This window comes from Mycobacterium sp. shizuoka-1 (genome assembly GCF_002723835.1).
Taxonomy (GTDB): Bacteria; Actinomycetota; Actinomycetes; order Mycobacteriales; family Mycobacteriaceae; genus Mycobacterium.
The window spans coordinates 143,747-165,552 of record NZ_BEWG01000015.1 but is presented as its reverse complement, the minus strand read 5'-3'; the positions used below and the strand labels follow the sequence as shown (position 1 = coordinate 165,552).

Genomic DNA, 21,806 nt, shown 5'->3' with positions numbered 1-21,806 from the left:
CGCTGCGCTTCTTGGACTCCCTGGCAAGGACCTTGAGCACCTCGTCGTCGGAGAGATCCCGCGCCTGCTTTCCCGAGACCTCTTCGGTCTGGATGGCCGCAAGCAGCAGCCGCAGCGTCGCGGTGCGCAATTTGTCCTGGGTCTTCATCGCTTCGGTGAGGTCCGACCTCAGCCGATCCTTGAGCTCCGCCATGGCGCAAACGCTACGCGCCGCCGACGGGTGGGACGGAGGAGACGTTGAGAAATACCCCGCCGATCGCCAGGATGGGCTCATGAGCAACGACGTCGGGGGCGCTGTCCGGTGACGGCACCTCCCGCAGGGCCACCTGGACCCCCGCCCGGATGGCCTGGTCAATCGCCATTCCCGCCGCCCGGCCCGCCACCGTATGGCTCTGCTCCCGGCTATCCGCCGGCGGGTTACCCGCCGCCGGGCTATCCACCACCCGGCTACGGCCCACCGGGCTACCCACCGCCGGGTTACGGGCCTCCCGGATACCCACCGCCGGGTTACGGGCCCCCCGGATACCCGCCACCCGGGTATGGCGCCCCGATTCCCCTGGCGGCCAAACCCGGCATCATCCCGCTGCGGCCGCTGTCGCTGTCCGACATCTTCAATGGCGCCGTCGGATACATCCGGGCCAATCCGAAGGCGACGCTCGGTCTGACCACGGTCGTCGTGGTGATCACCCAGGCCCTGGCACTGATCCTGCAGCTGGGTCCGCTGGTCTCCATGGGCGGCACCGTCGGAGCCCAGAGCGGTGACGAGCTGTCCACGCCCGTTCTGGTGGGGTCGGCGCTATCCAGTGCGACCAGCGCGCTGACGACCTTCCTGGCCGGAATCGTGCTGTCGGGCATGCTCACCGTCGTGGTGGGGCGCGCGGTGTTCGGCGCCAAGATCAGCGTCGGTGAAGCGTGGCAACGCGTTCGCGGCCGGCTCTGGGCTCTGCTCGGTTTCAGCGCGCTCGAGATCCTGGCCGCGGTGCTCCTGGTTGGCGTGGTCGTCGGCATCATCACCGGAATCGCCGTGGGCGTGGGCGGCACCGCCGCGGTGATCGTCGGCATCCCCCTGGTGCTGGCACTGATCGCCGCCCTGGCCTATCTGTACACCGGCCTGTCGTTCGCGCCGGTGGCCATCGTGCTGGAACGCAAACCCGTGATCGCCGCGATCCGTCGCTCGTTCGGCTTGGTACGCAACCACTTCTGGCGCGTGATCGGGATCCGGATGCTCGCCGCCTTGGTCGCCGGCCTCGTCGCCGGGGCCGTCTCGGTGCCGTTCAGCATCGCCGGACAGGTGATGCTGGTGGGCGAGACCACCACGGGACCCATCGTCGCGGCAACCACACTGATCGCGATCGGCGGCGCGATCGGCCAGATCCTGACCGCGCCGTTCACCGCGGGCGTGGTGGTGTTGCTCTACACCGACATCCGGATCCGCGCCGAGGCATTCGATCTGGTCCTGCAGACCGGAGCCCACGCCGGACCTGCCGACACCACGACGGCCGACCACCTGTGGCTCACGCCATCGCACTGACCCGTAACACCATGCCCACCATCGACATCGACCGGGAAACGGCTCACGAGGCGGCCCAGCGTGAGCTGGCGAAACCGATGTACCCCAAAGCCTCGCTGACAGACAGGTTCAGCGAATGGCTGCAGGAGCTGCTCTACCGGGTGATCCTCAAGGGATCGTCGATCCCCGGCGGCTGGTTGACCATCGCGGTGCTGGCCCTGGTGGTGCTGGTGGCATTCATCGTCGCCGTGCGGATCGCCAGACGCACCATGCGGACCAACCGCGGTGCCGACAGCGGGCTGTTCGGCACGCATGAGCTCAGCGCCGCCGAACACCGAGCGACGGCGCAAGGGTATGCGGCTGCGGGCAATTGGGCTGCCGCGATCCGGCACCGGCTCCGAGCCGTCGGCCGCCAGCTCGAAGAGATCGGCGTGCTCAACCCGGTTCCGGGGCGCACGGCCAACGAGCTCGCCCGTGACGCGGGGGAACTGCTACCCGCGTTCGACGGTGAACTGCGCCGCGCGGCAAGCGTGTTCAACGATGTCACCTACGGTGAGCAGCCCGGCACCGAACCCCATTACCGCATGGTCGCCGAGCTCGACGAGGCCCTGCGCAGGCATGCGGTCCCCAACGGCGTGGACGCGGCCGTCCCCGCGGTCAACGACACCTGGGCGCCACTGCGGTGAGCACAACCGTCGGCCAGCGTTGGCGTACCGGACGCTGGATTGCCCTGGCACTGGTCGCAATTTCGGCGATCGCGGCGCTCGGGGCGTTTCTCACCGCCCCACGCCCGGGTGGCCACATGGATCCGGACTCGACCAGCGCGCAGGGCGCACACGCACTGGTCACTCTGCTGCGCGACCGCGGCGTCGACGTCGTCGTCGCCCGCACCGTGGCCGACGTCGAGCGGGCCGCCGGGCCCGACACCCTGCTGCTCGCGGCGGAGACCTACTACACCCGGGGCGACGATCTGTTGAGCCGGCTGGCCGACGTCCCCGGCGACCGCCTCGTCCTGGAACCCACGGCACGCGCGCGCCAAGCACTGACCCCGCACGTCCGCATCGGCGGCGCCACCCTGCTCACCATGGCGCCCGATTGCGATCTGCCCGAAGCCAATCGGGCCGGGACGGTGGAGCTCGGATCGACCGACACCTATGAAAGAGCCGGCGATGTCGACCTGACCCGTTGTTACGGAGGGGCGCTGGTGCGCTATCAGGCCGACGGTCGGACCGTGACCGTTGTCGGTTCCTCCGACTTCATGACCAACGGCGGGTTGCTCCAGCAGGGCAACGCTGCGCTGGCGATGAATCTGGCCGGCACTCGGCCGCGACTGATCTGGTATGCGCCGCAACGGCCCGAAGGGGACGCCACGGCCGGCAGCTCGCTCGGCGAGCTGATGCCTGACGCGGTGGTGTGGATTGTCTGGCAACTGTGCCTGACCGTCGTCTTGCTGGCGGTGTGGCAGGGCCGACGCTTGGGCCCACTGGTCGCCGAGAAGCTCCCGGTGGTGGTACGGGCCTCCGAGACCGTCGAGGGCCGAGCCCGGCTCTACCGGGCCCGCCGGGCCCGCGACCAGGCGGCCGACGCGCTTCGCACGGCCACGTTGCAGCGACTCATTCCGCGATTGGGGCTGGGCCCCAACGCGTCTGACGTAGCCGTGGTGAACGCGGTCGCTGCCCGCCACCGCGGAGATCCGAACGCTGTGCACCACGTACTGTTCGGACCGACCCCGAGCACCGACGACGATCTGCTCCACCTCGCCCACGCGCTCGACGACATCGAAAGGCAGGTCACGAAGACGTGACGCACTTTTCCCAACCTCCCGCCGCGACCGCCGATGGCGATGCCGCCAGGGCCGCGCTGCTGGCCTTGCGCGGTGAGATCGCCAAGGCCGTCGTCGGCCAGGACGCCGTCGTCAGTGGGCTGGTGATCGCCCTGCTGTGCCGCGGACACGTACTGCTGGAAGGCGTTCCGGGCGTGGCCAAGACCTTGTTGGTCCGCGCGATGTCCGCCGCGCTGCAACTGGATTTCAAGCGGGTGCAGTTCACACCCGACCTGATGCCCGGCGACGTCACCGGGTCGCTGGTGTACGACGCCAAGACCGCGGCCTTCGTCTTTCGCGAGGGTCCGGTGTTCACCAACTTGATGCTGGCCGACGAAATCAACCGCACACCGCCGAAAACCCAAGCGGCCCTGCTCGAGGCGATGGAGGAACGCCAGGTCAGCGTGGATGGCGAGCCCCGGATGCTGCCGGATCCCTTCATCGTGGCCGCCACCCAGAACCCGATCGAGTACGAGGGCACCTACCAGCTGCCCGAGGCACAGCTGGATCGGTTCCTGCTGAAACTCAACGTGCCGCTACCGGGTCGGGACCAGGAGATCGCGATCCTGTCCCGGCATGCCGGCGGCTTCGATCCCCGCGATCTGAGCGCCATCCGTCCGGTGGCCGGTCCCGCCGAACTGGCCGCGGGCCGCGAGGCGGTCAAGCAGGTGCTGGTTGCCGACGAGGTGCTCGGCTACATCGTCGACATCGTCGGTGCGACAAGGAATTCGCCGTCTCTGCAACTCGGCGTGTCCCCTCGTGGCACGACGGCGCTGCTGGGTACGGCGCGATCCTGGGCGTGGCTGTCGGGCCGCGGCTACGTCACCCCGGACGACGTCAAAGCCATGGCCCGGCCGACGCTGCGCCACCGGATCGGGTTGCGTCCGGAGGCCGAACTCGAGGGAGCCACCCCCGACGGCGTACTCGACGGCATCCTGGCCGCGGTGCCGGTCCCACGCTAGTGGTGCTCACCGGGCGCACCGGGCTGATCGCCCTGCTGGGCGTTCTGCCGATTGCGCTGTCACCTTGGCCGGCAATGACGTTCGCGGCTGTGCTACTGATCATTGCGGCCACCGTCGCGGTCGACGTGGCGTTGGCCGGAAGTCCGCAGGCACTGCGGTTGACCCGTGCCGGCCAGGCGTCGGCACGGCTGGGTCAGCCCACCGACGCGGTGTTGCACATCCACAACACCGGATCCCGCCGGCTGCGTGGCGCGCTGCGTGACGCGTGGCCGCCGAGCGCCTGCGCCGAACCACGGGCACATTCCCTCGACGTCCGGTCCCAGGAAACCGTCACTGTTACAACGCAGCTGCGGCCCGCCCGCCGTGGCGATCTGCGTTCCGACATCGTGACGGTGCGTTCGATCGGACCGCTGGGGCTGGCCGGCCGGCAGCGTTCGCACCCGGTTGCGGGGCAGGTTCGGATCCTTCCGCCGTTCCTGTCGCGTAAACACCTGCCGTCCCGATTGGCCCGGCTGCGCGAGATCGACGGGCTGCTGCCGGTGCTGATCCGCGGCCAGGGCACCGAATTCGATTCACTGCGTGAGTATGTCGTCGGCGACGACGTCCGCTCGATCGACTGGCGGGCGACCGCGCGCCGCGCCGACGTGGTGGTCCGGACCTGGCGACCCGAACGCGATCGGCGGGTGGTGATCGTGCTCGACACGGGCCGCACCTCGGCGGGCCGCGTCGGCGTCGATCCCACCGCCCGCGATCCGGGAGGGTGGCCGCGACTGGACTGGTCGATGGACGCCGCGCTGTTGCTGGCCGCCCTGGCTGCCCGCGCCGGCGACCATGTCGACTTCCTGGCTCACGACCGGCTCACCCGCGCAGCGGTGTTCGGCGCCTCCCGGACCGAGTTGCTGGCCCAACTCGTGGAGGCGATGGCCCCGCTGGAGCCGGCGCTGATCGAATCGGATGCCACCGCGATGGTGGCCGCCGTGCAGCGCCGGGTCCGGCGCACCGCGCTGGTGGTGCTGCTGACCGATCTGAACGCCTCTGCCTTGGACGAGGGCCTTCTTCCGGTGCTGCCGCAGTTGTCGGCCAGGCACAAGGTGATCGTGGCCGCGGTGTCCGACCCGCGCGTCGACGAACTCGCGGCCGGGCGGGCGGATTCCGCACAGGTGTACGACGCGGCGGCGGCCGAGCGGGCCCGCAACGACCGCAGGCACATTGCCAGCCGCCTGCGGCACAGCGGTGTCGAGGTGGTCGATGCGCCACCGGAGGATCTCGCGCCGGCCCTTGCCGACCGCTATCTGGCGATGAAGGCCACCGGCCGGCTGTAGTTCAGCCGGTGGGGACCACGTCGGGGACGTCCTCGATGTCGCCGGTCTCGCCGGCGCGGCTCGCCCTGCGACCGAAGTAGACGACGTAGGACAGGAATGCCGCCTCGGCGGCCACCCCGATGCCGATACGCAGGAAGGTCGGCAGCGGCGAGGGCGTCACCAGCGCTTCGATCAGCCCCGACACCAACAGCACCGCGGCCAGCCCGACCGCAGCCGCCACGACCGCACGGCCTTGCTCGGCCAGCACTTGGCCGCGGGGCCGATCCCCCGGGGAGATCACCGTCCAGCCCAGTCGCATGCCGACCGCGCCGGCCAGAAACACCGCCGTCAACTCCAGCAGACCGTGCGGAATCAGCAGGCCGAGCAGCACGTCGGACTTGCCTGCGTCCACCATCAGCCCGCCCACCATGCCGAGGTTGGCGGCGTTCTGAAACAGCACCCATGGGATCGGGATACCGAGCAGGATCGCGTAGGCGATGCACTGCGCGGCCACCCACGAGTTGTTCACCCACACCCGCAGCGCGAACGACGCGGCCGGGTTCTCGCTGTAATAGGCGGCAAAGTCGTGGTTGACCAGGTGGTCGATCTCCTGCGGCGTGCTCAGCGCCGACTGCACCTCGTGGCTGCCGCCCACCCAGATCCCGATGACCGCGGCCACCGCGAAGAACAGTACGGCGGTGGCCAGCCACCACCGCCACGCCCGATAGGCCACCACCGGGAACGAGACCGTCCAGAATCGGGCGAACTCGTGCCACATCGGGGCGTGGGCGCCGGTCACGGCCGCGCGGGCGCGGGCCACCAGGCTGGACAGCCGGCCGACGAGCACCGAGTCCGACGACGCGGAGCGGACCATCGACAGGTGAGTGGAGACCCGCTGGTAGAGCTCGACGAGTTCGTCCACCTCGGCGCCCGACAGCCTGCGGCGACGCTTCACCAAATCCTCGAGCCGCTTCCAGGTGTCCTGGTGGGCCAGCACGAAAGCGTCGACGTCCACCCGGCCGACACTAGTACCGTTGATCGACATGGTGCCCGAGACGGTGGTGACCGGGGACGCGGTCGTCCTCGATGTGCAGGTCGCGCAGCTGCCGGTGCGAGCGCTCAGCGCGCTGATCGACATCGCGGTGATCGTGATCGGCTACCTCATCGGTGTGCTGCTGTGGGCGACCACCGTCACCCAGTTCGACGAGGCGCTGTCGGCCGCCGTGCTGATCATCTTCACCGTGCTGGTGATCGTCGGCTATCCGGTCGTCTTCGAAACCGCCACCCGGGGAAGGACACTGGGCAAGATGGCGATGGGTCTTCGCGTCGTCTCCGACGACGGTGGCCCGGAACGGTTCCGGCAGGCGCTGTTTCGCGCGTTGTCCGGTTTCGTGGAGATCTGGATGTTCGGCGGCGGCCCCGCGGTGATCTGCAGCCTGATCTCACCGCGCGGCAAGCGGATCGGCGATGTGTTCGCCGGCACCGTGGTGATCAGCGAGCGCGGTCCCAAGCTGCCACCGCCACCGGTGATGCCGCCGGCACTGGCGTGGTGGGCGGCGTCGCTGGAACTGTCCGCTCTCGGCCCCGACCAAGCCGAGTTGGCGCGCCAATTCCTCGCGCGGGCACCGCAACTGACGCCGCAAGTGCGCGACCAGATGGCCTATCGCATCACGGCCGACATCGCCGCCCGAATCTCGCCACCACCGCCGCCCGGCGTCCCGCCCCAATATGTCCTCGCCGCGGTGCTCGCCGAGCGCCACCGCCGCGAACTGGCCCGGTTGCGCCCGGCCGGGCCGCCGCCTCCGCCCTTCTACCCGCCGGCTCCGCCGCCGGCCTACCTGCCGCCACCCGGTCCAGGAGGTCCCCCGCCCGTTCCCAGCACGGACGGGCTGGTGCCGCCGAGCTAGCGGCGACTAGGAGAACGTCACCGCCAGGATCGCGACGTCCAGGATCAGGAGCAGCCACGCGACCAGCGGCACCAGAAACCCGCGCCGGTGCCTGGCGGTGAAAAACGACAACACGATCGCGGCCACGGCGATCACCGGCGCGCCGTAGGTGAGCAGCCCGTAGACGAATCCGGTGGGTTTCGGGCAGCTGGCGGCGCTGCACGCCGCGGTGCTCATCACCGCGCCCATGGCGAACAGTTGCACGGCGGCGGCCCCCAGGATCGTGGACAGTGCCAGCAGCCAGTTGACCCACAGCCTCGCCCGGGGCGCCTTGTCGGGGTGGGCGTCGGTGGCATTCGTTGCGGTCATAGACAAGCGGCTACCCGCACCGGGCAACCGGCACACGTCGGGGATCAGGCCGGTTGCGCAGGCGGCGGTGCGGGCTGCTCCGGGCGCCGCCGGGCCGCGATGACGCTTGCCACCGAGGTGACTGCGATCGTCAGCAGGGCGCCGAGCATCAGCGCCGACGGTTCACCCGGCGACAGCAGGTGGTTCTGGGTGCCCAGGGTGGCCGCGGCCACCGGCACGCCGAGTTGGGCGGCGGCCAGCGCGGACAGGGCCAGTGGCTGGCCGGTCAGCCGGCCGGCGCAGTGGGCGAGCACCGCCCCCAGCCCCAGCCCCACTCCCAGCAGGATGTAGCCGGGGTGGTCACCGAGTTCGCGCACCTGCAGCGACGCGCCGAGCCAGACGAAGAACAGCGGACCGAACAACCCCTCGGTGATGCCGAACAGCTGTTTGGCCAACCGCCGCGGCTCGCCGGCCGCCTTGACGGCCAAACCGAGGGCGAACCCGGCCAGCATGATCGACACGTGAGTGGCGATCGCCAGGGCGGCGAGCGCGAACAGGATGATCAGGCTGATCCGTAACTCCAAGGCGAACCCATTGTCCTCAGAGAAATGGTGCAGCCGCTTGCGCAGCCCGCGGCGATCGAACCCCCACAGGGCCGCGAACACGACAGCGGCGCACAGCCCGATCAGCACCGCTCCGACCGCTGCGGTGAGCGCACGATCCGGGTCGATCACCAACGGCAGCAACACGATCGACGTCGCGTCGGCGATCGCGATCTGCGCGGTGACACCCTTCACCGACGGACCGTCGATGCCGAGCGCCTGGATGACCGGCAGTGCCAGCGCGGCCGACGACGACGCCATCAACACCGCGTACACCGCGGCGTGCCCGGTCTGGAACAGTGCGGCCAACCCGACTCCGAACACCGTCGCCACCGCGCCGACGAGCACGGCGCGCAGCATCGCGCCCGGGATCGAGGACCGCAGGGTGACGTCGCGGATCGGGACGTGGGTGCCCACGACGAACATCACCAGGGCGAAGCCGACGTCGGCGAGCAGGCTGAACGTGGGGTCGGCGGTGTCGACGAGTCCGAACCCGGTTCTGCCGATGAGCAGTCCCACCGCGACTTCGCCGATGACGAGCGGGATGCGCAGCCGCGGCACCGAGGCCAGCACCGGCCCGGCCATGCCGACGACCGCCACCAACGCCAGGGTGGAGAAGCCGAAGCTCACGTCGCGGACGCCCACGACACGAGCCTGCACAGGATCGACGCGTTCTCGTCGGTCGGGAAACTCGCGTACACCCGGTGGTAGCCGTCGGCGATCTGCAGGGGGTCGACGGCGTCGTAGTCGTGGTCTTCAGGAGGGTTCCGCCATTTCACCGCCATGGTGTGCTGAGGGTACTCGCGCCGCCTACAGGCCAAAGCGTTTCAGGACGACCGACAGCGGGTCCTCAGCATCCCGCGTGCCCCGCGGACCGCGACGTTCCGGCGCGACGAAGACGTCGGGGCGGGTCCATTCCCGCACCGCCCAGCGCTCGGCGATGGCCCACCGGCCGTTGCGGCGTTCCATCAGGTCGACATACCGCGCACCGGTGGTGAAATTGGCCCGCTGATCCTGGTCCGGCCGGCCCCAATGGGTTGCCATCACATAGGTTTCGCTGATCGCGCGGTCGTCGGTGACGAAGTCGACGTGGTGGTTGCCGACGAAATGCATTGTTCCGGAAAGTGTTTCGAGTCCTCGTTGCAACCAGGGCACGAACTCGTCCACCGCCCCGTCGAAACCGGTGTGGTGGTCGACGCCGTCGGGGTGATAGGCCTGCCGCACCAGGTCGAGATCCAGCCGGTCGACGCCACGGCAGTACGTCGCGATCACGTCACGGATCGCCTGGACGTCGGCAAGCCGGTCGGCGGCATCAGACACCGTAACCGCCGTCGACGTCGAGCTTCTGGCCGGTGACGAATCCGGCCCTGGGCGACGCAAGGAAGCACACTGCCTCGGCGACATCGTCGGCGGCGCCGAACCGCCCCAGCGGGGTGTTCCGCCGGGCGGCCTCGAGTGCCTTCTCGTCGAGGTCACCGTCGGCGATCAGCCGTTCGGCGTTGCCGTCGACCAGCATGCCGGGGCCCACGCAGTTCGCCCGCACGCCGAACCGGCCTTCCTCGGCGGCGATGCCCCGGATCAGCGCCTCGATGGCGGCCTTCGGGGCGACCGACAGACCGTCGCGGACGGCGAACCGCCGTGTGGCCGCCGTGGTCACTGCCACCAGGCTGCCGCGCGCGCTGCGCAGGTGCGGCAGCGCGGCGGCGACGACATGGAAGAACCCGGCCGTATCGGTGCGCAGTTGGTGCTCGAAGCGATCGGGCCCGACGGTGCTGAGGTGCCGCATCGGCACGTGGGCGCCGGCGGCGTGGACGACGGTGTGCACTCCGCCCGGCTCGGCGAAGGCATCGATCACCTGCCGCACCGCCGCGGCGTCGGTGATGTCCACGTGCCGGCCACTGACGCCACCACCACCGAGTTCGGCGGCCTTGGCGGCATTGCCGAAGTAGGTGAAACCCACCCGCGAACCGCGGGCAGCCAGCATCCGCACGATCGCCGACCCGATCCCGCCGGTGCCGCCGATGACGATCGCCGTGCCGGGTAGCGCGCTGAAGTCATCCATGGGCCCTCATCGTCGCAACAGTGCGCGCGCCCCGGGCAGCGCGGTACCGCTAGGCAGGAATCCAGTTGCCGTGGAAGCCGTAGGGAACTCGGCGGGGCAGCTGGATGCGGGCGACCGGCTTTCCGGCGAAGTCCGAGGCGTCCAGGATCACCAGATCGCTGCCGTCGCGCGCCGCATCGTAGACGTAGCCCAGATACCAGCCGTTGCTCTCGTCGGCGGGTCCCGACGCGGACGGCACGAACACCGCCTCCCCCGGCCCACCCGGCGCCAGGCCGGTGCCGAAGCGGTGTTCGACCGCGTCGCCGGTGGTCAGGTCGTGGCGCACCAGGCTGGCGTCGCCGACCGACACCGAGTAGCGGGCAGGCAGGCCGGCCAGCCGGTCGTCGATCCGCGGGAACTCCACCGCACGGTCGTCGAGCTGGCGTTCGCGCACCGTGCCGTTCTGCAGGTCGATGGTCCAGCTCCACAACACCGCGCTGGCGTCGAATCCGCCGTTGTCACGCCACAGTTCAGGATAGCGAACTGCTTGCAGGACAATCGATTTCCCGTCTGCCGAATCGTGTGCGTTGGCGACGTGGAAGACATAGCAGGGATCGATCTCGAACCAGCGGATCTCGCCGAACGGATCGTCACGGCGCAACACGCCCAGCCGCGCGCCGTAGGTGTCGTCCCACCGGTAGGGCATATCCCCCTCGCCCTTGATGGCGATGTCGAGATTGAACACGATCGGCAGGTCCATGAAGATGACATGCTGCGCGGTCAGCGCGAAGTCGTGCATCATCGTCAGCGCCTTGACGTCGACCGGCCGGTTGACGGTGAGCTCCCCGTTGGCATCGGCGCGGTGATAGGTGACGTGCGGGGTGAAGATGTTGCCGTAGCCGAAGAAGTGCAGCTCGCCGGTGATCGGGCAGATCTTGGGATGGGCGGTCATCGAGTCCGCGAGCTTGCCGCCGAAGTCGTAGCAGCCCACCGTCTCCAGATCGTTGGTGATCTCATACGGCAACGACGACTCGACCAGCGCCAGCGTCTTGCCTGCGTGGTTGACCACGTGGGTGTTGGCCACCGCCGCCCGAAGGTCGCGGGTCCCGTCCTCGCGGTAGAGCGGGAACGGGTCGACGAAGCTGTCAGTACGCACCCAGCGGTTTCGGTACCACGTCGCGGCGCCCCCTTCGATGCGCACGCCGTGGATCATCCCGTCGCCGGTGAACCAGTGGCCGGTGGCCTCGCGCGGGTTGGGCCCGTTGCGCAGGTACCAGCCGTCGAGTTCGGGCGGGATCGCGCCCTCGACGGGCAGGTTGTATTCGGTGAGTTCGTCCGGCACCGGCGCGTAGTTGCCCCGCTGGAAGAACTGGCCCTCGGTGGGCAAGTTGGCTGAGTCGGTGGTGATGTCCGTCATACCGACCACTTTGACGATCCACTGATGACATGTCAATAGTGAAATGTTGTCTGCGCTCCGCGCGGGACGTTCCACAACTGACATGTGCGGCCCTACGATGAGCGGGTGAGTCTTCGGTACGCGGCGCTGGGCCTGTTGGCGCAGCAGCCCGGCAGCGGGTACGACCTGCTCAAGCGGTTCGAGTCGTCCATGGCCAACGTCTGGCCGGCCACCCAGAGCCAGCTCTACGGCGAGCTCAACAAGCTGGCCGGCGACGGCCTGATCGAGGTCACCGACATCGGCCCGCGCGGCCGCAAGGAGTACCGAGTCACCGATACCGGCCGGCGCGACCTGGTGCGCTGGATGACCAACCCGCAGGACGACCCGCCATACCGCAGCGCCGAACTGCTGCGGGTGTTCCTGCTCGGCGAGATGACGACCGAGCAAGCCAGGTCCTACATGGTGTCGGTTGCCGAGCATGCCGAAGCCGAGCTCGCCCGCTACGAGCAGCTGCGCGATTCGATGGACTGGCAGGGCAGCGACGCCGCGTTCTACGGGCGGGCGGCGCTGGAGTTCGGGCTGCGCGTGGCGGTCATGGAGACGGAGTGGGCCCGCTGGGTGGTCGCGGAAATCGATCGCCGATCAAACTGACCGTTGCATCGCGATAGTTTCCGATATATCGTCAACGTATCGGAAACGCATTCGGCGTTTCCTGACCAGAAACGAGAACCTTGATGAACACCCCATTTCCCCAGTTCGGCGGCCCTGATATGGGCCGCCCGGGCTTCGGCCCAGGCTTCGGTCCCGGTTTCGGCTTCGCCCCCGCGGGGCGTGGCCGCCGCCACGACCGGCACGCCCGTCGCGAGTTCCGCGACCAGCTCCGTGAGCAGTTCCGCGACCAGTCCGGCCGTCACGACGGTCCGCCGTTCGGTCCCGGCTTCGGCCCCGGCTTCGGCCCCGGCTTCGGTCCCGGCTTCGGTCCCGGCTTTGGCCCGGGCTTCGGACCCGGTGGTGGACGCGGCGGCCGTCGCGGACACGGCCGCGGACGCGGTCGCCGCGGTGACGTGCGCGCCGCAATCCTCAAGTTGCTTGCAGAGCGACCGATGCACGGCTACGAGATGATCCAGGAGATCGCCGAGCGCAGCCAGGATCTATGGAAGCCGAGCCCGGGCTCGGTCTACCCCACCCTGCAGCTGCTGGCCGACGAAGGTCTGCTGGTGGCAAGCGAATCCGAAGGCAGCAAGAAACTGTTCGAGCTGACCGACGAAGGCCGCGCCGCCGCTGAGAAGATCGAAACCGCGCCCTGGGACGAGATCACCGAAGGCGCCGACCCCGGCCAGATCAACATCCGTGCCGCCGTAGGCCAGTTGTTCGGGGCCGTACGACAGGCGGCATTCGCTGCCAACGCCGAACAGCAGCAGCGCATCATCGACATCGTCAACAATGCGCGTCGCGAGATCTATCAGATCCTCGGCGAATCGGAGTAATCCCTGACGTGGGCGCGGTTTCGGGCGTGCAGCGCTCGAAACCGCGCCCAACTCATGCTTCGATGCCTCTGTGCTGCGGTCGATGACGCTCCTGCTGGCATTCGGCATCGTTGTAGCGGGCGTGGCGCCCACCGGCCGGGCCGACACCTGGCATGTGGTGCGCACCGTGATGGTGATGCGCCACGGCGTCCGGCCGCCCAACACCGAACCTCCCGTTCCTGTCTCGGTCGCGCCTGATCCCTGGCCGACGTGGACCACCCGACCCGGGTGGCTCACCCAACACGGTGCGGCCGCGATCCGGTTGCTGGCGGCTGCCGATGCCCGGCACTTCGGCGCCGACGGGGTGCTAGCCGCCCACGGATGCCCGCCGACCGGCGAGGTGCGCATCGTGTCGGACTCGCTGGAACGCACCATCGCGACCGGCGACGCCTACGCCGCCGCCCTGGCACCCGGCTGCGGGATCGTCAACGAACATCAACCGCAGGGTGTCGCCGACCCACTCTTCGCCGAGTACCGGACCGCAGGCGTGACGCCCGAGGCCGCGGCGGAGGCCGTCGACGCCGCGTTGGGGCCCGGTGGGGCAACGGATGTGGCGCGGCGATACCAACCGGCGCTGGATGCTGTGACCCGCATCCTGTGTGGTCCCCGCACCGGCGACTGCGGGCTCACCGACCTGCCGAGCGGCGTCGACATCGATCCCACCGGCACCCACCGGCCCAAGCTGACCGGCGCGCTCGCCCACGGTTCGGTGGTCTCCGAAGTGCTGGAGCTGCAGTATGCCGAGGGCAAATCGATGTCGGAGGTGGGCTGGGGCCGCGCCAGCGCCGAGGACATCCGCGCGGTGGGGCAGCTGCACGCGGTGGAGCTGTCGATCATCGCCCGGCCGCGACCGATGGCGCTGGCCAACGCCGGCGGGATCGCGACCCTCGTTCGCGATGCGCTCGCCGACGGCCCGCCCCTGACCGTCGTCGTCGGTCACGACACCGACATCGCCAACCTCGCCGGACTGCTGGACCTGCACTGGTCGATCGCCGGCTTCGCCGACGACGAGCCGGCACCCGGCGGCGCCTTGGTCTTCGAGGTGGTCGAGGACGCCGACGGCAATCGGCTCGTGCGGACGTCCTATCGCTCCCAAACCCTGCGCCAGATACGCGATCTGACCGGCGGCGACCCCCAGTGGGCGCCGCTGACCCCGGCCGGCTGCCAAGGCGAGGTGTGCCCGCTGGATGCCGTCGTACCCGCGCTGAGCTCCTAGACCTCGACCCAGTCCAGCGTGCGCTGCACCGCCTTGCGCCAGCCGGCGTATCCGGCCTCACGCTGTTCGTCGGTCCACGACGGCGACCACGTGCGGTCTTGGAGCCAATTGGCCCTCAGATCATCGGGATCGGACCAGAATCCGACCGCCAGCCCCGCCGCATAGGCCGCGCCCAACGCGGTCGTCTCGGCCACCACCGGACGCACCACGTCGACGCCGAGCACATCGGCCTGGATCTGCATGCACAGCTCGTTCTGGGTGACACCACCGTCGACCTTCAAAACCTCAAGGTGCACACCGGAATCGGCTTCCATCGCGTCGACGACGTCGCGGCTCTGATAGCAGATCGCCTCCAAGGTCGCACGTGCCACGTGTGCGTTGGAGTTGTACCGGGACAGCCCGACGATCGCGCCGCGGGCATCCGAGCGCCAATACGGGGCGAACAGTCCGGAGAACGCCGGGACGAAATACACCCCGCCGTTGTCGGGGACCTGCGCGGCCAGGGTTTCGCTCTGCGATGCACCGCTGATGATGCCGAGCTGGTCGCGCAGCCATTGCACCGCCGAGCCGGTCACCGCGATCGAACCCTCAAGGGCGTAAACGGGTTTGGCGTCACCGAATTGATAGCACACCGTGGTCAGCAGGCCGTTGTCGCTGCGCACGATTTTTTCGCCGGTGTTCAGCAGCAAGAAGTTGCCGGTCCCGTAGGTGTTCTTGGCCTCCCCAGGAGCCAGGCACACCTGTCCCACCATTGCGGCCTGCTGGTCGCCCAGGCTCGCGGTCAGCGGCACTTCACCGCCGGCCGGGCCGTCGGGGTGGGTCATCCCGTAGGGCTCCGGTGACGACGACGGTCGGATCTGCGGCAGCATCGCCCGGGGAATCCCGAACAGCGCCAACAGCTCGTCGTCCCAATCCAGGGTCTCCAGATTCATCAGCATGGTGCGGCTGGCGTTGGTGACATCGGTGATGTGCACCCCGCCCTGGGTTCCGCCGGTCAGATTCCACAGCACCCAGCTGTCCGGCGTCCCGAACACGGCGTCGCCGCGTTCGGCGTCGGCACGCACCCCGTCGACGTTCTCCAGGATCCACTGCAGCTTGCCGCCGGAGAAATAGGTGGCCGGGGGCAGGCCGGCTTTACGGCGGATGACGTCTCCGCGGCCGTCGCGCTCGAGGGCGGCGGCGATACGGTCGGTGCGGGTGTCCTGCCACACGATGGCGTTGTAGTACGGCCGGCCCGTCTTGCGGTTCCACACCAAGGTCGTCTCGCGCTGGTTGGTGATGCCCAGGGCGGCGAGGTCGGTGGCGGCCAGTTTGGTCTTGTTCAGGGCTGACATCACCACTGTCTGGGTGCGTTCCCAGATCTCGACCGGGTTGTGCTCGACCCATCCCGACTGGGGCAGGATCTGCTCGTGCTCGAGCTGGTGGCGGCCGACCTCGGTGCCCTTGTGATCGAAGATCATGCAGCGGGTGCTGGTGGTGCCCTGGTCGATCGAGGCGACGAAGTCAGCCAACGGTTCTCCTCTGACGTGCGTGCTGCCAACGGACAGCCCTTTCGTCCATGATGGCCTACATGGCATCCGAGATCTCCGACATCGCCGACATGCCGCGCGGCGGTCCGGACGCCTCGTGTCTGGATCGGCTGCTGGAGACCGGCCGCCAGGAATACCTGGACCGCGACGACGTCGACGACGAGGTCAAGCGCGGCATCGTGGCGACGCTGGACCGGGTCGGCGCCCTGTTCCGCGAGCACGACCGCAACGCCGAACTGGTGCTGCGCGAGGTCGCCGACGTCGCCGACCCGAGGATCCTGGAACTCGGCGCCGGTCACGGCGCGCTGTCACGCACGGTGCTCGAACAGCACCCCACCGCGCAGGTCACCGTCTCCGACGTCAACCCCGAGTCGGTGGCGGCGATCGCGGCTTCCGATCTCGGCGATCATCCCCGCGCCAGCGTCCGAGTCGTCGACGCCACCGCCATCGACGCCGCGGACGGCGCGTTCGACCTCGCCGTCTTCGCGCTGTCCTTTCACCATCTGTCCCCGGCACAGGCGGTGCGCGTCCTTGCCGAAGGCACCCGGGTGGCCGCCGAACTGCTCATCATCGATCTGCCGCGGTGGCCGGCGCCACTGCATGTGGCCAAGCTGGCGGCGATGGCACCGCTGGCCTTGTGGTGGCCGTTCGCCCATGACGGGCTGATCAGCTCGCTGCGCTCGTACAGCCCGTCGGCGCTGCGGGCACTGGGCGCCCACGCCGGAGTCGACGTCGAGGTGAGCACGAACCCGTTCGACCGGCAGGTGCTGGTGGCCCGGCGCGGCGACTGATCTGCGCGTTTCGCTTGCGCAGCAGCCGGTGAACGGGTTGCATCGACCCCGTGGGGGACGAGGTCACACACGCCAGCTACAGCCGAGCACATCGCCAGCAGTACCGGCGCAAGGTGCAACTGTGCCTCGACGTGTTCGAAACCATGCTGGCACAGTCCAGTTTCGAGTTCGACCGTCCGCTGACCGGCATGGAGATCGAGTGCAACCTGGTCACCGACGACTACCAGCCGGCGATGTCCAATCAGGAAGTGCTGGCCGCGATCGCGGACCCGGCCTACCAGACCGAATTGGGCGCCTACAACATCGAATTCAACGTGCCGCCTCGTCCACTGCCCGGGCGCACCGCGCTCGAGCTGGAAAACGAGATTCGCGCCAGCCTCAACGCCGCCGAGACCAAGGCCAACACCGACGACGCGCACATCGTCATGATCGGGATCCTGCCCACGCTGATGCCGCAACATCTGACCGGCAGCTGGATGAGCCCGTCGTTGCGGTACCAGGCGCTCAACGACTCGATCTTCACCGCCCGCGGCGAGGACATCCTCATCGACATCACCGGACCCGAGCGGCTGAGCCTGCACGCCGAATCGATCGCACCCGAATCAGCTTGTACCAGCATGCAATTGCATCTACAGGTCTCGCCCGCTGATTTCGCCGCGAACTGGAACGCCGCGCAGGTGCTGGCGGCCCCGCAGCTGGCCCTCGGCGCCAACTCCCCGTACTTCTTCGGCCACCAGCTGTGGGCCGAGACGCGCATCGAGTTGTTCGCTCAGGCCACCGACACCCGGCCCGACGAGCTCAAGGCTCAGGGCGTGCGGCCGCGGGTGTGGTTCGGCGAACGCTGGATCACCTCGATCTTCGACCTGTTCGAAGAGAACGTCCGCTACTTCCCGTCGCTGCTGCCCGAACTGTCCGACGAGGATCCGGTGGCCGAACTGGCCGCCGGACGCACCCCGCATCTGCCCGAGCTGCGGCTGCACAACGGCACGGTCTACCGGTGGAATCGCCCGGTCTACGACGTCGTCAACGGCCGCCCGCATCTGCGGGTGGAGAACCGGGTGCTTCCCGCCGGGCCGACGGTCGTCGACATGATGGCCAACTCGGCGTTCTACTATGGCGCGCTGCGCACCCTGTCCGAAGAGGACCGGCCGCTGTGGACGAAGATGAGTTTCACTGCCGCACATGACAATTTCATCGAGGCTGCGCGTCACGGCCTCGACGCCAGATTGTACTGGCCCGGCCGTGGCGAGATCACCCCCGACGAGCTGGTGCTGCGCACCCTGCTGCCGATGGCCGACGAGGGCCTGCGCCGCTGGGGGGTGGCCGCCGAGGTGCGCGACCGCTACCTCGGCGTCATCGAAGGCCGCGCCAAGACCGGTCGCAACGGGTCGGTCTGGCAGGTCGCGACGGTGCAGGCGCTGCAACGCGACGGCATGGCCCGCCCGCAGGCGCTGGCCGAGATGCTGCGGCGGTACTGCGAGCTGATGCACTCCAACGAGCCGGTACACACCTGGGACGTCATCGCGGAGTAGGTTGGCAGGCATGGACTCTGAGCTGATGGATTGGGACAGCGTCTATCGGCAGGAAGGCGGATTCACCGGTCCGCCACCGTGGAACATCGGCGAACCGCAGCCCGAACTGGCGGCATTGATCCGGGACGGAAAGGTCAGCGGTGAGGTGCTCGACGCCGGATGCGGGCAGGCCGAGTTGTCGTTGGCTCTCGCGGCGGCGGGCAGCACCGTCGTCGGCATCGACCTCGCGCCGACAGCCATCGCGGCGGCGACCGAGGCCGCCGGCGAGCGTGGCCTGAGCAACGCGACGTTCGTCTGCGCCGACATCACCTCGTTCACCGGCTACGACGAGCGCTTCACCACGATCCTCGACAGCACCCTGTTCCACTCGCTGCCGGTCGGGGCCCGCGACGGCTACCTGCGGTCGATCCACCGGGCCGCCGCCCCGGGCGCCCAGTTGTACATCCTGGTGTTCGCCAAGGGCGCTTTCCCACCGGATCTGGAGACCAAACCCAACGAGGTCGACGAGGACGAACTGCGTGCGGCGGTGTCGAAGTACTTCGACATCGACGAGATCCGGCCGGCGGTCATCCATTCGCACAAGCCGGAGTTCGTCGGCATGCCCGAGGCGGAGATGCCGTTCGATCTGGATGCCAAGGGCCGGATGAAGATGCCTGCCTTCCTGCTCAGCGCCCACAAGGCAGGCTGATCCGGGCCGCTCGGCTCCTGGTGGCCTCCGGCAAAGCCCACCAGATTGTGCGATCTGGCAAACGCTCGTCCGCTACGTCTCCTATTCTGTGCCCACGATGTCCGGACGCCGGACATCGGCAGTGCTGTATCGGAGTCGGGCCGAGGGGACGCAGTGTTGGTCGGGGAATCGAAAGCGCCGCTCAGCGCGGCGTGCTACGCCTGGCTGATCGCCGGCCTGATCGCATTGGGTCTGGGCGTGGCGTTGCTGGGTGGTGCCGCGGTCGCCGCCGCCGACACCGGCTCCGCATCATCCGCCGGGGGCACGACCTCGTCCAGCTCGGGTACCGCATCAGCCAAGCACGGTGTCGCAGGCAGCCGCCGCGCCCCGGCCGCAAACAAGCGCGGACCGGCACGAATCGACTCGACCACCACCCGAGGCGCCGGCGCGAATCCCCGGCTCACGCCCGTCGATTCGCTACTGCGGCAACTCCGCTATGTCTTTGCCAACAAGGCGCCCACCATCGACCAGGGCAGCCAAACCGAAAGTGCCGGCGGGGTGGTCGACGGCACCGTCATCGCCAAGAGCAACAACGGATTCACGCTGAAGTACCGGCTCGGCTACCAGCCGAGCTACGGCACGGTGGTCGTCGACGAATCGACCGGCGCCTACAAGTACACCCCGAAGGACGAGGTACCCAAGGGCGCCATCGTCGACGAATTCACCATCGTCGCCGACAACGGCAGCAACGCCCGGCTACCCGGACCGGCCGGTGCGCTGCAGACGCTGCTGCGGTCCATCGCAGTGCGCCTGGGCACCTCCGGACCCACCACCGCGGACACCACCATCTACGTCGGCGTCGACAGTCCCGACCTGCCCACCATCATCGGCAATCCGACGGTCAACAAGCAGTACTGGGTCAGCCAGGGCACTCAGACCTCGGGGCTGGCCGCGGTTGTGATGGTGGTCGGTCAGCTGACCGGCACGATGCCCGCCCTGCAGGACTGGATCGACAGAGCCAAGACCACCGACAGCGTCCAACGCCAGATATTCATCAACAACCAGCCGACCGGGAAAGCCCGGAAGATGTACTTGGACAACGGCACAGACTGGGTCTGGACCGCAGACGCGTTGGAGCTGCTGTCGACGAGCGGCCAGGGCATCACCGTCTCGACGACGTACTTGCCCAGAACGAAGGGCGACGCGGCCCTGGTCAACATGGCGGCGGCACTCGAGAACGGTTCGGCCGTCATGGTGACCATCAACAGCGCGATCATGTCGAGCACCAACCCGGTCGCACACGCGGCGGTCGTCCTCGGCATCAACACCGAGACGGATCAGGTCTACCTCAATGACGCCGCGCTGGGCCCCAACGGCCAGAACGCCACCATGTCGCTGACCGATTTCATGGCGGCCTGGGATCCCAATTACCCGTTGATCATCGCGACCCGCCCGTTGACATCCGTAGCCGATCAGCCCCTGGCGGCGGCGGACCTCGCGCTGGCGGCCTGAGGCCACGGAACGGGAGAGAGCCGAATCATGAAGCGGATCGGGCGACTGGCAACCCTGACCATCGCGGCATGTGGGCTGGCTGTCGGTGCGGGAGTCTTGACCGCCGTCGTGGGCGGGGGTGCGGCGGCCTCGGCGTCACCGACCGATTCCAGTCACTCCTCGGTGAGTTCGCCCTCGGCGTCCAGCGCGCGTTCGTCGGCACCTGACCGCACGCCGAGGGCCACCCAGTCCGGTGGATCCGGCGCGACGGTGCGGCCGATCACCGCCACACCGAGGGTGACCGCCGTTGCCCAGCGGCGGGCGTCCGCGCCGCGGACCGCGTCGCGGGCGCTACCGACCCTGCCGACGCCGACCGACGTGGCTCAGGCGATTCAGACCACACTGGCGACGCTGGGCCGGGAACTCACCCGGCTGCCGGGCACCCGCCTGATCCCGACGGCAACCGTCGAGGCGACACCCACCGCGAAGTCGCCGTTGCGCGACCCGCCCGACCCCGGTGATGTGGTGTACGGCAACCCGGTCCAAAACGTGAAGTATTGGATTTATCAGGGCAACAACAACACCTGCGTGCTGTCCTCAACCGCCATGGTGATCGGCCAGCTCAAGGGTGAGGACGGGATGCCCACGTGGGCCGAGATCGTCCAGGACGCCAGGGACACCCCCAGTTACCTGCCGGCGCGAGGCCAAGGATCCGTCTGGAAGGACCTGCAGAAGAGGTGGGTGCCGCGGACCGGAAACATCTACGACCCACTCGGTGACGAGTACGTCTACTACGTGGACAGCATGCAGCTGTTCGAAAAGCACGGCGTCGACGCGACGATGACCACCTACACCAGCAGCCAGGGCGACCTGGCCTTGGCCAACCTCAAAGCGGCGCTGAACACCAGTTCGGTGTTCGTGCCGGTGAACAACGTGATCTGGGCGGAGGCGATCGGCGGAGCTCACACCCCGCGGCGGTTCGGCCTGGCCAACCACGCCATCACCGTTCTGGGGATCAACGAGACCAAAGACGTCATCTACATCAACGACTCGGGCGGCACCGGCGGCAAGGGCTTGGCGGTTCCCCTGGACAAGTTCATGGAAGCCTGGCAGCGCGGCCAGTACTTGACGATGAGTGCGCAATTGGCCGCGTCGAGCACCCCGTCGGCCATCGCCGCCTGAGCCC

At 68.7% G+C, this 21,806-nt stretch carries 23 protein-coding genes; 14 read left to right on the top strand and 9 right to left on the bottom strand.

Annotation, left to right across the window (positions count from 1 at the left end):
* On the bottom strand, positions 1-193 hold a 193-nt coding region (locus tag MSZK_RS04560; protein ID WP_158230546.1), incomplete at its 3' end, for a GatB/YqeY domain-containing protein.
* 108 nt (positions 194-301) lie between these two features.
* On the opposite strand from MSZK_RS04560, the gene MSZK_RS04555 reads away from it, so the two are divergent.
* Genes MSZK_RS04555 through MSZK_RS04535 form a run of 5 tightly spaced genes read left to right on the top strand, consistent with a single transcriptional unit; the run spans position 302 to position 5,616 of the window.
* Positions 302-1,531, top strand: coding sequence for a hypothetical protein (locus MSZK_RS04555; protein WP_099245259.1), 1,230 nt, complete (start codon positions 302-304; stop codon positions 1,529-1,531).
* An 11-nt stretch (positions 1,532-1,542) separates the two neighbouring features.
* Complete coding sequence (locus MSZK_RS04550; protein WP_099245297.1) at positions 1,543-2,196, top strand: DUF4129 domain-containing protein; 654 nt, start codon at positions 1,543-1,545, stop codon at positions 2,194-2,196.
* Positions 2,178-3,314, top strand: coding sequence for a DUF4350 domain-containing protein (locus tag MSZK_RS04545; protein ID WP_371411288.1), 1,137 nt, complete (start codon positions 2,178-2,180; stop codon positions 3,312-3,314). The genes MSZK_RS04550 and MSZK_RS04545 overlap by 19 nt, the downstream gene beginning before the upstream one ends.
* Complete coding sequence (locus MSZK_RS04540; protein WP_099245255.1) at positions 3,311-4,294, top strand: MoxR family ATPase; 984 nt, start codon at positions 3,311-3,313, stop codon at positions 4,292-4,294. Before MSZK_RS04545 ends, MSZK_RS04540 begins: the two co-directional genes overlap by 4 nt.
* Positions 4,294-5,616, top strand: coding sequence for a DUF58 domain-containing protein (locus MSZK_RS04535; protein WP_099245253.1), 1,323 nt, complete (start codon positions 4,294-4,296; stop codon positions 5,614-5,616). Before MSZK_RS04540 ends, MSZK_RS04535 begins: the two co-directional genes overlap by 1 nt.
* A gap of 1 nt (position 5,617) precedes the next feature.
* On the opposite strand, the gene MSZK_RS04530 is transcribed toward MSZK_RS04535, so the two are convergent.
* Complete coding sequence (locus MSZK_RS04530) at positions 5,618-6,610, bottom strand: stage II sporulation protein M (RefSeq protein ID WP_099245251.1); 993 nt, start codon at positions 6,608-6,610, stop codon at positions 5,618-5,620.
* 28 nt (positions 6,611-6,638) lie between these two features.
* On the opposite strand from MSZK_RS04530, the gene MSZK_RS04525 reads away from it, so the two are divergent.
* Complete coding sequence (locus tag MSZK_RS04525) at positions 6,639-7,502, top strand: RDD family protein (protein ID WP_099245295.1); 864 nt, start codon at positions 6,639-6,641, stop codon at positions 7,500-7,502.
* Positions 7,503-7,508: 6 nt separating this feature from the next.
* Here the strand turns inward: MSZK_RS04525 and MSZK_RS04520 are convergent, their stop codons facing one another.
* From MSZK_RS04520 to MSZK_RS04500, 6 genes are read right to left on the bottom strand one after another with little or no spacing between them, the layout of a single operon-like run.
* Entirely contained in the window at positions 7,509-7,850 is a 342-nt protein-coding gene (locus MSZK_RS04520; protein ID WP_099245249.1) for a hypothetical protein, read from the bottom strand.
* A 44-nt stretch (positions 7,851-7,894) separates the two neighbouring features.
* On the bottom strand, positions 7,895-9,016 hold the full coding sequence (locus tag MSZK_RS04515) for a cation:proton antiporter (protein WP_099245293.1): 1,122 nt from the start codon (positions 9,014-9,016) through the stop codon (positions 7,895-7,897).
* Between the two features lie 41 nt (positions 9,017-9,057).
* The gene (locus MSZK_RS32565) at positions 9,058-9,216 is read right to left on the bottom strand and encodes a hypothetical protein (RefSeq protein WP_199203185.1); all 159 of its coding nucleotides are present in this window, start codon (positions 9,214-9,216) and stop codon (positions 9,058-9,060) included.
* Positions 9,217-9,241: 25 nt separating this feature from the next.
* Positions 9,242-9,751 carry a nuclear transport factor 2 family protein gene (locus MSZK_RS04510; protein ID WP_233211109.1) on the bottom strand — a complete coding sequence of 170 codons (510 nt, stop codon included), beginning with the start codon at positions 9,749-9,751 and terminating at the stop codon, positions 9,242-9,244.
* The gene (locus tag MSZK_RS04505; protein ID WP_099245245.1) at positions 9,744-10,493 is read right to left on the bottom strand and encodes an SDR family NAD(P)-dependent oxidoreductase; all 750 of its coding nucleotides are present in this window, start codon (positions 10,491-10,493) and stop codon (positions 9,744-9,746) included. Before MSZK_RS04505 ends, MSZK_RS04510 begins: the two co-directional genes overlap by 8 nt.
* A 49-nt stretch (positions 10,494-10,542) precedes the next feature.
* Complete coding sequence (locus MSZK_RS04500) at positions 10,543-11,889, bottom strand: carotenoid oxygenase family protein (protein ID WP_099245243.1); 1,347 nt, start codon at positions 11,887-11,889, stop codon at positions 10,543-10,545.
* 105 nt (positions 11,890-11,994) lie between these two features.
* Here MSZK_RS04500 and MSZK_RS04495 point away from each other — a divergent pair, with 105 nt between their 5' ends.
* The 3 genes from MSZK_RS04495 to MSZK_RS04485 all read left to right on the top strand — a co-directional run bounded on the left by MSZK_RS04495 (position 11,995) and on the right by MSZK_RS04485 (position 14,610).
* Positions 11,995-12,519, top strand: coding sequence for a PadR family transcriptional regulator (locus tag MSZK_RS04495; protein WP_099245291.1), 525 nt, complete (start codon positions 11,995-11,997; stop codon positions 12,517-12,519).
* An 83-nt stretch (positions 12,520-12,602) separates the two neighbouring features.
* Positions 12,603-13,355, top strand: coding sequence for a PadR family transcriptional regulator (locus MSZK_RS04490; protein WP_099245241.1), 753 nt, complete (start codon positions 12,603-12,605; stop codon positions 13,353-13,355).
* Positions 13,356-13,437: 82 nt separating this feature from the next.
* Complete coding sequence (locus MSZK_RS04485; protein ID WP_142389863.1) at positions 13,438-14,610, top strand: histidine-type phosphatase; 1,173 nt, start codon at positions 13,438-13,440, stop codon at positions 14,608-14,610.
* Here MSZK_RS04485 and glpK read toward each other — a convergent pair.
* On the bottom strand, positions 14,607-16,187 hold the full coding sequence (gene glpK, locus MSZK_RS04480; RefSeq protein ID WP_199203184.1) for a glycerol kinase GlpK: 1,581 nt from the start codon (positions 16,185-16,187) through the stop codon (positions 14,607-14,609). The genes MSZK_RS04485 and glpK overlap by 4 nt on opposite strands.
* Here glpK and MSZK_RS04475 point away from each other — a divergent pair.
* The 5 genes from MSZK_RS04475 (at position 16,172) to MSZK_RS04455 (ending at position 21,802) form a co-directional block, all read left to right on the top strand.
* Positions 16,172-16,930: a class I SAM-dependent methyltransferase gene (locus MSZK_RS04475; RefSeq protein ID WP_099245289.1), complete on the top strand. Its 759-nt coding sequence runs from the start codon at positions 16,172-16,174 to the stop codon at positions 16,928-16,930. The genes glpK and MSZK_RS04475 overlap by 16 nt on opposite strands.
* A 50-nt stretch (positions 16,931-16,980) precedes the next feature.
* A complete protein-coding gene (locus MSZK_RS04470; protein ID WP_099245235.1) occupies positions 16,981-18,462 on the top strand; it encodes a glutamate--cysteine ligase in 1,482 nt (493 codons plus the stop codon).
* Between the two features lie 10 nt (positions 18,463-18,472).
* The gene (locus tag MSZK_RS04465) at positions 18,473-19,150 is read left to right on the top strand and encodes a class I SAM-dependent methyltransferase (RefSeq protein ID WP_099245233.1); all 678 of its coding nucleotides are present in this window, start codon (positions 18,473-18,475) and stop codon (positions 19,148-19,150) included.
* Positions 19,151-19,303: 153 nt separating this feature from the next.
* The gene (locus MSZK_RS04460; RefSeq protein WP_099245231.1) at positions 19,304-20,641 is read left to right on the top strand and encodes a papain-like cysteine protease family protein; all 1,338 of its coding nucleotides are present in this window, start codon (positions 19,304-19,306) and stop codon (positions 20,639-20,641) included.
* A gap of 27 nt (positions 20,642-20,668) precedes the next feature.
* On the top strand, positions 20,669-21,802 hold the full coding sequence (locus MSZK_RS04455; protein WP_142389862.1) for a hypothetical protein: 1,134 nt from the start codon (positions 20,669-20,671) through the stop codon (positions 21,800-21,802).
* Positions 21,803-21,806 lie beyond the last annotated feature (4 nt).